The organism is Halomonas sp. SIMBA_159, from assembly GCF_046536035.1.
GTDB lineage: Bacteria > Pseudomonadota > Gammaproteobacteria > Pseudomonadales > Halomonadaceae > Vreelandella > Vreelandella venusta_A.
Map to the genome: position 1 here is coordinate 130,159 of NZ_JAWJBT010000005.1, position 12,807 is coordinate 142,965.

A 12,807-nucleotide genomic window follows, 5' to 3' on the forward strand; every position below is an offset into this window, starting at 1 on the left:
GATGTATATCAATTTTTAGCAAATTTGATACCGCAATAAGCGCCCTTTTTATCAAGAAGAGGCAGTTATGGCATCGTTAGGCCAAATGAGCGACTACGAAATACGCTTAGTGCGTATTTTTAAAACGGTGGTGGAGTGCGGTGGCTTTACCGCAGCGGAGACCACGCTCGGCATTAGCCGCTCAGCCATTAGCCAACACATGAGCGACCTAGAGAGCAGGCTCGGCTTCTCGTTATGCCAGCGAGGGCGTGGTGGTTTTAGCCTGACAGAAGAAGGCAAAGAGATTTACCAGGCAGGGCTTACACTGCTTACGGCGCTCGAGACGTTTAAAAGCGATGTCAACGCGCTGCATCACACCATCAAAGGCGAGCTGAATATCGGCATTACCGATAACCTCGTCACGCTGCCCGCCATGGACGTGACCCACGCGCTGGCCGCATTAACGGCTCCCCATCACGCGGTGACCGTCAATATTCATATGGAGCCATCGGACGCGGTGATTCGCGGCGTGATGGATGGCCACCTGCATGTCGGTGTGGTGCCCGCAGTGAACCTGCCGACCAGTCTAGAAACACGGCTGTTGTACGACGAACCTTCTTACTTATACTGCTCCGCCGAACATCCGCTGTTCAGCCTGCCTGATGAAGCGTTGAGCCTGCCCCAAATCGCAAGCCACCCGGCCATTCGGCCGCGCTACCCGCTTCCAGACACCGCACGCCAGGCCCACGAAGCACTCAACCTACAGGCCTCTGCATCCGACCGAGAGGGCGCGGCGTTTCTCATCCTCACCGGCAGATTTATCGGTTTTCTACCCGAGCATGTTGCCGAGCAGTGGGTGGCAGCAGGCAAGATGCGCGCCCTGCACCCGGCCGCTCAGCACTACCGTATTCCCTTTGTATTAGTCACCCGCCACGACCGTCGACCGAATCGCGTGGTGGATGCATTTTTGGGGTTTATTAAACAGCGCGAGCCATAAAGCGTAACGCCCGGCGGAGCGCCGGGCGTTACGGTGTGGGTCAGCCGTTAATAGGATGACGGCCTACTTAACGATCTCACTTGCCGCCAGAGGCACAGGCCCTGCCTGGGGCGACGTCGCGAGCGCTTGGCTGGCGAGGTAATAGACGACTGCTCCCAACGCGGAGCCCGTAAACCAGCCGTAGTCATAAAACCAGTTCATGGTGCCGGTTAGCAGCGAAAGCAGCGTTAACGCAACCGGAACCCCAAAGGCGATAAAACCGGCCATATTGACGGCGGGATAAGCATAGTGGTCCATATATAGGCTCGGCACATCCAAACGCTGCTTTTTAATCAGGAAGTAATCCACTGCCATAATGCCAGCGATAGGGCCCAACAGGCTGGAGTAGCCTAATAGCCAGTTGGAGTACATTTGTTCAAGGGAAACGCCGGGGGCGATGACGCCAGCTTTTTGCAACAAGTCATAACCCATCAGCAGCACACCGACCGCACCGGTCATGAGCACGCCACGCGTTTGGTTAATCAACTTCGGCGCAATATTTTGGAAGTCATTCGTTGGCGACACGATATTGGAAGCGGTGTTGGTGGAAATAGTCGCGATGATAATCAGCAGCATGGCCATGATGACCCAGAAGGGACTATCGATATAGCCAATCAAACGAACAGGGTCGGCGACGGTTTGACCTACTAGGTTTTCCGACGCAGCGGTCAGTACCACCCCCAACGCAGCAAAGAAAAACATCGTGAGTGGCAGGCCAAGAATTTGCCCCACAATCTGATCTTTTTGGCTTTTGGCAAAGCGGCTAAAATCGGGAATGTTCAAAGATAGCGTGGCCCAAAATCCCACCATGGCCGTTAAACCTGCAAAAAAATAGCCGTACACCGAGGCCCCTTCAGGGCGCGACGGCGGCTGTGCCAATAGCTCGGTCATCGACATATTCGGCCATGCCCACATCATAAGCCCAATACCCACGGCTAAGAGCAAAGGAGCCGCCAGCGTCTCCAGCCACTTAATCGACTCCGCGCCCCGGATCACCACATAGAGGTTCATAGCGCCGAAAACAAAAAAGCCAATCACTTCCCCCACGCCCCCTAGGGCTGCCCAGGCGGGAATCAGCTCCGACAACAGCAGGTGAATGGCCAAGCCGCCAAACATGGTTTGAATACCGAACCAGCCGCAGCCCACCAGCGCACGTACTAGGCACGGCACATTCGAGCCCAAAATACCGAAGGATGAGCGCAATACCACCGGAAAAGGAATACCGAACTTAGTACCGGGAAAAGCATTCAGCGTCAGTGGAATCAGTACGATCACGTTGGCTAGCAGGATGGCAAAGAGCGCTTCCCCCACGCTTAAGCCAAAATAAGCGGTTAACACCCCGCCCAGCGTATAGGTGGGTACACAAATCGACATTCCTACCCACAGCGCTGCAATGTTCCACTTGCTCCACGTGCGCTCACTTGCCTGAGTAGGCGCAATATCTTCATTGAAACGAGGACTCGAACGAACATCGTCCTCAACGTGGAGTTCAATCAGCCCCTCTCTGTCTACCATCTGGGTTCTTGAGCCTGTCATTTTATTCTCCTCAGCAGCGACATTGCCGACCGCATTTACGGCTTCAGCTTTTGATGCAGCAATAAACATGCCTAAACACACCGCATGACGGATAACTTATTGAGCAAAAAGCTGACTTAATCGACAGATAGGCAGTCACCGCACTCTCACTTGTTATTGTGTGTTTTTTGAATGCGACGTAAGACCACTAAAAACCTTAGTTGGTTAAAAAAATAACGCACCAAAAAGAAACAAAAAAATCCTTTAAAACCCTATAAAAAAATATCAAGACATTGATTTTAAGTCATATAAAAAAATCACCAAACATGTGCACGCATTCACCAAATCAGGGAAAACAGTCTTAATGAAAAACAAAAGCATATAAAATCAATAACTTAAAAGGAAAATCATCATTAGGTAAAAAAATCTTGAAAAGTGACCACACAAAGGTCTATGTTCAAAAAGCTGTCAAATATGACAACTTTTAAAAACAACAATAAACACTCGGCTTTATGCCGGTGTCACCACACGCCAAGTGACCGTCATCACACTCATAAATATTAGCGATTAGTGTTTTTAACTTGCCGTGATGCGCTAGCCAATGTGGTGAGCGCGTATGACACGAGAGGGCTTTGTATGCAGAAGATGAAAATCGGCCTGATTCAAATGGGCCTAAAAACCAGTACCGACCTGGAACCCGCCGCTATTCGAGACGCCATGAACGAAGCGCATCTGCCGCTGATAAAACAAGCCGCTGAACAAGGCGTGCAGGTGCTGTGCTTCCAGGAAGTGTTTAATCAACCCTACTTTTGCCCCAGCCAGGACAGCAAATGGTACGCCGCTGCCGAGCGGGTGCCGGAAGGGCCCACCTGCCAGATGATGCAGGAGCTCGCCGCCGAACACCGTATGGTGATCATCGTCCCTATCTATGAAGAAACCGAGACCGGCGTTTACTACAACACGGCAGCGGTATTCGACGCTGACGGTAGCTATCTGGGCAAATACCACAAGACACACATTCCCCAAGTGGCTGGCTTTTGGGAAAAATTCTTCTTTAAGCCGGGCCAATCCAACTGGCCGGTGTTCGATACCGCCTACGGCAAGATCGGCGTGTATATCTGCTACGACCGCCACTTCCCTGAGGGCTGGCGAGCACTGGCCCTTAACGGTGCCGAAGTCATCTTCAACCCCTCCGCGACTGTGGCCGGGCTATCCCAATATTTATGGGAGCTTGAACAACCCGCCTCGGCCGCCGCTAACGGCTGCTTTATCGCTGCCATCAACCGCGTGGGCAACGAAGCTCCTTGGAATATCGGCGACTTTTACGGCTCCAGCTACATCGTCAACCCACGCGGCAAGATCGAAGCCCAGGCCAGCGAAACCGAAGACGAGCTGCTGGTACACGAGATCGATTTAGACATGGTGCGCGAGGTGCGCAACAACTGGCAGTTCTTCCGTGACCGCCGCCCGGAAACCTACACCCGCTTAACCGACGGCGAATAAGCCCCTCATTCAATTACCCAAGGAGTGAACCATGAGTTTATTGATCAAGGGCGGCACCGTCGTCACCCACGCCGACACCTACCGCGCTGACGTGCTCTGCGTCGATGGAAAAATCCACGCCATTGGCACCGATTTAGACGTGCCGGAAGGCTGCGAGATTGTCGATGCCAGCCACCAATTGGTGATGCCCGGCGGCATCGACCCCCACACCCATATGCAGATGCCGTTTATGGGCGCGGTAGCCAGCGAAGATTTCTACACCGGCACCGCCGCGGCCATGGCGGGCGGCACGACAACCATTATCGACTTTGTGATCCCAAGCCCCGGCCAGTCGCTGCTGGAAGCATTTAACACCTGGCAAGGCTGGGCCGAAAAAGCCGCCACCGACTTCGCTTTCCACGTGGCGATTACCTGGTGGGATGAGAGCGTCAAAGAAGAGATGGGGACGCTGGTGCGGGAGCACGGCGTTAACAGCTTCAAGCACTTTATGGCCTACAAGGGCGCGATCATGGCCACCGACGATATCCTGGTGGAGAGTTTCTCGCGGTGTTTAGAGCTTGGGGCGATCCCCACAGTACACGCGGAAAACGGCGAGCTGGTCTACCACATGCAGCAAAAGCTGCTCGCCCAGGGGATGACCGGGCCAGAAGCGCACCCGCTTTCCCGACCGCCTCAGGTGGAAGGCGAAGCCGCCAGCCGGGCGATTCGTATTGCCAGCACCCTGGGGGCGCCGGTTTATTTGGTACACGTTTCCACCAAGGACGCGGTGGACGAAATCGCCTACGCCCGCCAGCAGGGCCACCCGGTATTTGGCGAGTGCTTAGCGGGCCATCTGGTAATCGACGACAGCGTTTATCAAAACCCCGACTGGGCAACTGCCGCCGCCCACGTCATGAGCCCGCCCTTCCGCCCTAAAGGCCATCAGGAAGCGCTGTGGCACGGCCTGCAATCCGGCAACCTGCAAACCACCGCCACCGACCACTGCTGCTTCTGCGAAGAGCAAAAAGCTGCTGGGAAAGATGACTTCACCAAGATCCCCAACGGCACCGCAGGCGTGGAGGACCGCCTGGCCGTGCTGTGGGACGAAGGCGTGAATACCGGCAAGCTATCGCCCCAGGAGTTTGTCGCGGTCACCTCCACCAACACCGCCAAAATCTTCAACCTCTACCCGCGCAAGGGGGCGATCCAAGTGGGCTCCGATGCTGACATCGTGGTGTGGGACCCGAACGGTACGCGCACGATCTCCGCGAAAACTCACCATCAGAACGTCGACTTCAACATCTTCGAGGGCAAAACGGTGCGCGGCATTGCTCGTCACACCATTAGCCAGGGCAAGTGGACATGGCGTGATGGCGAGCTACACGCCGAACGCGGCGCAGGGCGCTACTTAGAACGCCCCGCCTACCCCGGCGTATTCGAGCTGCTCGCAAAACGCGCCGAGCTGAATGCCCCTGTGGCGGTAACTCGCTAATCCCGGCCCCTACGAAGAACAGAGCAATGGAGAAACGACCGTGACCCCTTCACTTGATCACCTGCCCAGCGCAAAAGAGGTCGGTACCTACGACCCAGCGACGTTGGCGCATAATTTCAGCGACCTTCATCCGCCGCTGACGCCGCGCCAGGCCATCATTGAAAGCCAGCGCTGCCTCTACTGCTTCGACGCGCCCTGCGTCGAGGCCTGCCCGTCGGACATCGACATTCCGAGCTTCATCCGCCAAATCAGTGAAAACAACATTAATGGTGCAGCAGAAACCATTCTGGAAGCCAATATCCTTGGCGGCAGCTGCGCCCGCGTATGCCCCACCGAAATCCTCTGCGAGCGTAGCTGCGTGCGTAACCACGACGCGGAATGCCAGCCGGTGCTGATTGGCCTGCTCCAGCGCCACGCCACGGATCATATGCAGTTTGAGAGCCACCCCTTTAAGCGCGCCGCCAGCACTGGCCGACACATCGCCGTGGTGGGTGCCGGGCCTGCGGGACTCTCCTGCGCGCATCGTCTTGCCATGCTGGGCCATCAGGTGACGATTTTTGAGGCCGAACAAAAGCCCGGCGGGCTCAACGAGTACGGTATCGCCCGCTACAAGATGACCGATGACTTTGCCCGTAAAGAAGTCGAGTTCTTACTGGAAGTCGGCGGCATCGACCTTCAGTACGGCCAGCGCCTGGGCGACAACCTCACCCTCGACACCCTGCGCCAGCAGTACGACAGCGTATTTCTGGGCTTGGGGCTAGGGGCCAGCCGTACGCTGGGACTAACCGGCGAGGATGCACCGGGCCTGATGCCTGCGGTGGACTACATCAAAACCCTGCGCCAAACCGATGATCTGGGCAGCCTGTCCGTGGCCAAGCGCTGCATCGTGATTGGCGCAGGCAATACGGCGATCGATATGGCCACGCAAATGGCGCGACTGGGCGCGGCTGACGTCACGCTGGTGTATCGCCGTGGCGTTGAGGCGATGTCCGCCACCGACCATGAACAGGAGATCGCCAAGGCCAACGGCGTGCGCATGATCACCTGGGCGCAGCCTGACGAGATTCTGCTGAATGAGCAAGGGCAGGTGGCAGGCATGCGCTTTGCCAAGACTCAGGGGCAGGCGGGCCAATTAATGGCCACTGGAGAAACCTTCGAAATTGCTGCGGATGCCATCTTCAAGGCCATCGGCCAAGGCTTCGCTGGCGAAAGCTTACGCGACGCCACTGCCGCGGAGCTTGCCCGCGACGGCGAGCGCATTCACGTCAATGAGATGCTCCAAACCTCACTGCCCAACGTTTACGCCGGGGGCGACTGTGTGAAACCCGGCCAGGACCTCACCGTACAAGCCGTGCAGCACGGCAAGCTGGCGGCTCACGCCATCCATCAAGCGCTCGCCGCCCAGCAGGAGGCCGCATGAACACCACGCCTTTCAACACCCTCTCTTTTCCAGGCAAGAAAAACAGCGGCGACAGCGTGGTCAATGGCGTTGATCTGTCGGTGAATTTTGCTGGTATCAAAGCCCCGAACCCGTTCTGGCTGGCCTCGGCCCCACCCACCGACAAAGCCTACAACGTCGTGCGCGCCTATGAAGCGGGCTGGGGCGGCGTGGTGTGGAAAACCCTTGGTGAAGAGCCCGCGGCGGTCAACGTCTCCTCACGCTACTCCGCCCACTACGGCAAAAACCGCGAGGTGATTGGCTTTAACAATATCGAGCTGATTACCGACCGTTCTTTGGAGATTAACCTTAAAGAGATCACACAGGTGAAGAAGGATTGGCCGGACCGGGCGCTAATCGTCTCCATCATGGTGCCCTGTAACGAGGAAGCCTGGGCGTACATCTTGCCACTGGTAGAAGCCACCGGTGCAGACGGAATTGAGCTCAACCTGGGCTGCCCTCACGGCATGCCGGAACGCGGCATGGGCGCGGCGGTGGGCCAAAACCCGGATCTGATCGAAAAAGTCACCTACTGGTGTAAGAAGCATTACTCCAAACCGGTTATCGTCAAACTCACCCCCAACATTACCGATATTCGCGTGGGTGCCCAGGCGGCGCTACGTGGCGGCGCGGATGCGGTCTCGTTGATCAACACCATCAATTCTATCACCAGCATCGACCTGGACAACATGGTCGCCAAACCCACCGTAGGCCACCAGAGCACCCACGGCGGCTACTGCGGTAGCGCCGTGAAACCCATCGCCCTGAACATGGTGGCAGAAATTGCCCGTGACCCAGCCACACCCACGCTACCTATTTCCGGCATCGGTGGTATTTCTACCTGGCGGGATGCGGCGGAATTTATCGCCCTGGGCGCAGGCAGCGTGCAGGTATGCACCGCCGCCATGCTCAACGGCTTTAGGATCGTAGAGGAGATGAAAGACGGCCTCTCCCGCTGGATGGCGGAAAAAGGCTACGACTCCATCGAGGCGTTTTCCCGCAAGGCGGTGCCGCACACCACCGACTGGAAGCATCTGGATATCAACTTCAAGACCATCGCCCATATCAACCAGGATTTGTGCATCGAGTGTGGCCGCTGCTATATCGCCTGCGAAGACACCTCTCACCAGTCGATCGCCAAGCTTACCGAGCAGGACGGCGCACGCCGCTACGAGGTCATCGAAGACGAGTGCGTGGGCTGCAACCTGTGCCAAATCACCTGCCCCGTAGAGAACTGCATCACCATGGTGCCTCAGGAAACCGGCAAACCCTTCCTCGCCTGGGATAACGACCCGCGTAACCCCTTCCGTGTCGCTTCTTAGTCGCTTAGTGCTTAATGATTAGCGCGTAGCTATTACGCGCCACCACGACCGCCTCTACGCAGGCGGTCGCATTTTCTGCAACATGGCGTTCCCTTTGCAAAGCGAGACAATGCCTCAGCTTGCTGCGATGATGAGAAGCTATTGCATATAGCTATGCTTCTCAAAAGACAGCTGTATTTCTCAAAAGACAGCTGTATTTCTCAAAAGACAGCTAGGGTTTCTCAAAAAAGGGACTGCCATGAAAGTAACGACCTTCGCCACTGCGCTACTGCTGGCCAGCGCCAGCGCCGCCGCAAGCGCCGACCAGCGCATTGCCACGTTTGATTTAGGCAGCCTGGATACGCTAGATGCACTGGGGGCAAGTGAGCACGTAGTGGGCGTGCCCAAAGCCAGCTTGCCGAGCTACCTTGAACAGTATGCCGCCGACACCTACACCGATATTGGCAGCCTGCGCTCGCCGGATATGGCCGCGCTAGCAGACGCCAACCCCACGCTGATTGTGCACACGGGCCGCCAGGCCGAGTGGGCCGAAGAGCTAGGCGAGATTTCCCCACTATTTGATGCCAGTGTGTCAGGCGAGGCGTATCTTGCTGCCGTTGAGCGCAATGTGCGCGAACTGGCCAGCCAACTAGCGGTAGAAAGCGAAGCCGAAGAGGCGCTCACAACGCTGAACAGCGAGATCGAGCGCCAGCGGGAAGCGCTGCAGAATGCCCCGACGACGCTGGTCGTCACGCACAATGGCGGCAACCTGATGCTGAACCAGCACCCGGTGGTGCATCAGGTGCTGGGCATTACTGCGCTGGAGATGCCCGAGAGCGTGACTCCCGAAGTACGCGGTGAACGCACTTTTACGCCGCTTTCCGCTGACGCCATTGCCGAGATCAACCCCGACATAGTGCTCGTGATCGACCGCAGCGCCGCCATTGGCGATGAGCCCGCAGACGCCGATCAGCTGCGTGCCACCCTAGCGGACGCAGGCGCAGAATCACAGCTGGTGCTGCTGACACCGGCCCTGTGGTACCTCTCTGGCGGCGGCCTACAAAGCCTGGCCCTGCAAATGGACGAAGTGACCAGCGCCCTGGCCAACTAAGCGCCATCACACTTTCGGCCGCTTTCGGGCGGCCTACCCCTGCGGATTGGTAAAATACTGCGCGAGCGTCTCGCTCATGGGCACATTCAACGTGATGCCTTTACCGGGTAACGGCTGCTGGAACCATCGTTCATACAGCTCTAGCATGTCTCCTCGCTGATACATCTCATGCAGCACTTGGTTGACCTGATCAACAAATGGCTGATCGCCTTGGCGCATCAGTAAGCCCAGCGGCTCTTCTGCGGTGATGATCTCTTCTGAGAGCGCATAGGCAGAAGGGTCTCTGGACGCCGCCATCATCGTGCTAAGCAGAATATCGTCCATGGCAAAGGCAGCAACACGACCGTCCGTGACTAAGTCGAAGGCTTCTTGGATGGATTCAACCGGCACGACGGAAAGATTAAGACGCTGTTCGCGGTTGGCCTGGTTGATTTGCCCCACATTCACCGTGCCTCGTGCCACGCTAACACTGCGCCCAGCAAGATCCTGCAGAGTAAAAAAATGATTCTCTTTGAGGGATACAAACCGTACGGAGACAAAAAAGTGGTTCAGCGAAAAGTCAGCACTGCGCCGGCGCTCCGCATTATTGGTACTGGCATTACACTCGATATCGATCTCACCGCTTTTTAGCAGCTGTATCCGGTTACCGGGTGTTGTAAACACGTACTCGATATCGAGTTTAGGTAAGTCGAGTCGCTGCTGTAACTGCGCCGCCACCTGCTGGCATAGATCAATGGAGTACCCCAGTACGTTGCCCTCTTGATCTTCATAAGAAAAGGGCGCGGTATCGCCATAACCCACGCGTAGCGTGCCCGTGTCACTCAACCGCTGAAGGGTATTGATCTCCGAAGCCATCGCCGAGGAAGCCGCCAAAACTGTTATCAGCAGCCCCACCCACCACTGCGCTTGCACTCTTCTATACATACTTCACCCCTTTAGTCGGCGTAAGCGTCTGGATGCGCCAATATGGCAGCCAACGCTGCGCTCATCGGTAAGCCAATCACTCGGTTCTCTGGCGGTATGGGCTGCAAAAACCACTGATCATACAGCGCATGAATAGCGCCACTTTGGAAATACTCATACAGCGCTTCGTTCACCACCTCAGCAAACACCGCATCCTCTAGCGGCATCATCAAACCGTAGGGTTGTGGCTCACTAATCGCTTCTTCAGAGATGTGAAAACGCTGGGGCGAGACCGCCGCCGTCACAAGGCTCGCGAGCAAAATATCGTCCATCACAAACGCCGTGGCTTGTTCGTTAGCGACCATGGCGAACGCTTCGTCATGGCTACGGCTTAACATCACTGCGATATTCAGCCCTTGAGCGCGGTTCAGTTCGTTTAACTGCTCGATATTAATCGTGCCCGTGGTGGACACAACGCTACGCCCAGCCAAATCCGCAATCGTGCGCATGTCATTGTCTGCCAGTGCGACATAGCGTGTAGCGGTCAGAAAATGAGGATAGGAAAACGTGGCCTGCTGACGCCGCTCAGGCGTGCTGGTGGTGACGCCACACTCAAGGTCAATCTCCCCCTTGCGCAGCAGAATAAAGCGGTTGACCGGTGTCACAGGCACAAAGTGAACATCGAGGGGAGCGCCCCCTAGCCGCTCACTGATGCTCTCTACCACGGCCATGCACAAATCAATGGCATAACCCACGGGCTGCCCGTCGGCCAAGTAAGAAAAAGGGACTTCGTTATCGCGATGGCCCAGTGTAATGGCCTGATTGTGGGCAATCCGCTGCAGAGTAGGAGACGCATCCACAGGAAGGGGGGAAGCGCTGGCATGCATGCTGCCCCAAGCAGCCGTCAGCCAGAGCATTGTCTTAGCGCTCATGGTGTTCTGCTCCCATGGTCATCCCAGGGCTAAATACTGCGTAGCGACCACGCCCCATCGCCTTGGCGGTATACAACGCCACATCGGCGCTGCGTAACAGCGTATGACTACTGGTGCCATCTCGAGGAGCCAGCGCAATGCCAACGCTCACACCAATGCTGACATCATGGCCATCAATGGCAAAGGGTTCTTGCAGTACTTCCACCAGTTGATGTGCCAACCGATTGGCTTTTGCCAAGGCATCACGATCGGCCTGTTGGATAATCGAGAATTCGTCTCCGCCTAAACGCGCCACTAAGTCGTTCTCTTCCAACAGCCCCTGGACACGTTGGCTCGCTTCGACCAGCAATGCATCACCCGCTGCATGGCCGAGGGTATCATTCACCGCTTTAAAGCGGTCTAGATCAAAAATCATTACGTTAAAGGAGGTGCCATGAGGTACTTGCGAGACCGCTTCCTGCAGCGCGTCGTTAAACTGCACCCGGTTGGGCAACTTGGTTAAGTCATCATGATGCGCTAAATGTTGGTAGCGCAGCGCCTGCTCTTTTACCTCCAACAAATGCTCACGCTCTTCCACTTTTTTACGCAGCGCTTCAATGGCTTGCGCCATGCAGCCAATCTCATCGCTACGCTGGGTATAGGGCGTTCTGTGCTCGGTCTGATTATGAGCAATATGCGTTAAGGCACGTATTAAGCGTGGAACCGGCTTAAACAGCTGGTTCATCAGCATACTCACCAGCAGCGCGGTGGCTAATAGCACCACGCCCAATGACGCCACGACTTTCAAAATCAGGTCACGGTGCACCTGATACAGCTCACTTTTCAGCCCAATACTAGACACAACCAAGCCGTGCAGATCTCCCTGGGGCGTTGTGATGGGTAGGGAACTAATGAAGTGATCCTCGTCCCCGATACGCGCAAAACCCACATAAAATTCTTTAGCCGACAGGCTATTGGGTACTTCGGGCGTGTCTGGAAAAACGATCTCGCCAACCTCACTGTTAAAGGCATCCGCCACTGGCGTGATAGAGCCGTTCGCCTCGCGTGCAAAGAGCCACACATTACGCCGCGTCTGGGCGCTGGCCAGCGCCAGCACATCGATAGGGCTGAAACCAGTGCTCAGCACGGAGTCTTCATCGCCAATGGGCCGTGCAGAGACCAACTGGTTCACTTGACCCGTGGAATCGGTACGCACAGCCACGGAGGTATAAATGCGGCGAATGGTGGCACTGACAATCTGCGCATTGACCTGAGCTTCGCGCCCCCACTGGTCGCGGGCACTACGCTCGACCATGGTAAAACCCAGCATCGCGCCCATCAGGTAGGCAAAAACAACGCCCAGCAGCATAAAGATGGCGACTTTGCCCACCACCGTGCGATGCCACGGAAGCTTAACCTTGGAAACAGGCGCGTTGTCAGCACTGACCTCTTGCATGCAGCACGTGTCCTTAAATTTGCATGATGGCCATCCGCACAGAGGCTATAAGCGACCAAAATCTCAGAATTACGTTATCAACCTCTCAGCAACGGCTGCAGGCTCATGGTTTATTAACAAACTATCACTAAATGAACTATTTATAAGCACACTATTTAAACGTTCTACCTCTGAATCAAGCCG

Annotated in this window: 10 protein-coding genes; 6 read left to right on the forward strand and 4 right to left on the reverse strand. The window is 56.1% G+C overall.

Going from position 1 to position 12,807, the window contains the following annotated elements; translation table 11 throughout:
• Window positions 1-67 precede the first annotated feature (67 nt).
• Entirely contained in the window at window positions 68-976 is a 909-nt protein-coding gene (locus R0J87_RS04885) for a LysR family transcriptional regulator (RefSeq protein WP_404464257.1), read from the forward strand.
• Window positions 977-1,039: 63 nt separating this feature from the next.
• On the opposite strand, the gene R0J87_RS04890 is transcribed toward R0J87_RS04885, so the two are convergent.
• Complete coding sequence (locus R0J87_RS04890; protein ID WP_498884714.1) at window positions 1,040-2,551, reverse strand: NCS1 family nucleobase:cation symporter-1; 1,512 nt, start codon at window positions 2,549-2,551, stop codon at window positions 1,040-1,042.
• Between the two features lie 615 nt (window positions 2,552-3,166).
• On the opposite strand from R0J87_RS04890, the gene R0J87_RS04895 reads away from it, so the two are divergent.
• The 5 genes from R0J87_RS04895 to R0J87_RS04915 all read left to right on the forward strand — a co-directional run bounded on the left by R0J87_RS04895 (window position 3,167) and on the right by R0J87_RS04915 (window position 9,354).
• Window positions 3,167-4,033, forward strand: coding sequence for a nitrilase-related carbon-nitrogen hydrolase (locus R0J87_RS04895; protein ID WP_498884716.1), 867 nt, complete (start codon window positions 3,167-3,169; stop codon window positions 4,031-4,033).
• Between the two features lie 31 nt (window positions 4,034-4,064).
• Window positions 4,065-5,504 (forward strand): dihydropyrimidinase, encoded by a 1,440-nt coding sequence (hydA, locus tag R0J87_RS04900; protein WP_253018362.1) that lies wholly within the window; start codon window positions 4,065-4,067, stop codon window positions 5,502-5,504.
• A 40-nt stretch (window positions 5,505-5,544) separates the two neighbouring features.
• On the forward strand, window positions 5,545-6,924 hold the full coding sequence (locus tag R0J87_RS04905) for an NAD(P)-dependent oxidoreductase (RefSeq protein ID WP_498884719.1): 1,380 nt from the start codon (window positions 5,545-5,547) through the stop codon (window positions 6,922-6,924).
• Window positions 6,921-8,264, forward strand: a complete 1,344-nt coding sequence (gene preA / locus R0J87_RS04910) for an NAD-dependent dihydropyrimidine dehydrogenase subunit PreA (RefSeq protein ID WP_295709829.1) — start codon at window positions 6,921-6,923, stop codon at window positions 8,262-8,264. The genes R0J87_RS04905 and preA overlap by 4 nt, the downstream gene beginning before the upstream one ends.
• 238 nt (window positions 8,265-8,502) lie before the next feature.
• The gene (locus R0J87_RS04915) at window positions 8,503-9,354 is read left to right on the forward strand and encodes an ABC transporter substrate-binding protein (protein WP_498884721.1); all 852 of its coding nucleotides are present in this window, start codon (window positions 8,503-8,505) and stop codon (window positions 9,352-9,354) included.
• 33 nt (window positions 9,355-9,387) lie between these two features.
• Here the strand turns inward: R0J87_RS04915 and R0J87_RS04920 are convergent, their stop codons facing one another.
• The 3 genes from R0J87_RS04920 to R0J87_RS04930 are packed head-to-tail and all read right to left on the reverse strand — an operon-like array spanning window position 9,388 to window position 12,624.
• Entirely contained in the window at window positions 9,388-10,278 is an 891-nt protein-coding gene (locus tag R0J87_RS04920) for an amino acid ABC transporter substrate-binding protein (RefSeq protein ID WP_498884723.1), read from the reverse strand.
• Window positions 10,279-10,289: 11 nt separating this feature from the next.
• A complete protein-coding gene (locus R0J87_RS04925) occupies window positions 10,290-11,189 on the reverse strand; it encodes an amino acid ABC transporter substrate-binding protein (protein ID WP_498884725.1) in 900 nt (299 codons plus the stop codon).
• Window positions 11,179-12,624, reverse strand: coding sequence for a diguanylate cyclase domain-containing protein (locus R0J87_RS04930; RefSeq protein WP_498884728.1), 1,446 nt, complete (start codon window positions 12,622-12,624; stop codon window positions 11,179-11,181). Before R0J87_RS04930 ends, R0J87_RS04925 begins: the two co-directional genes overlap by 11 nt.
• Window positions 12,625-12,807 lie beyond the last annotated feature (183 nt).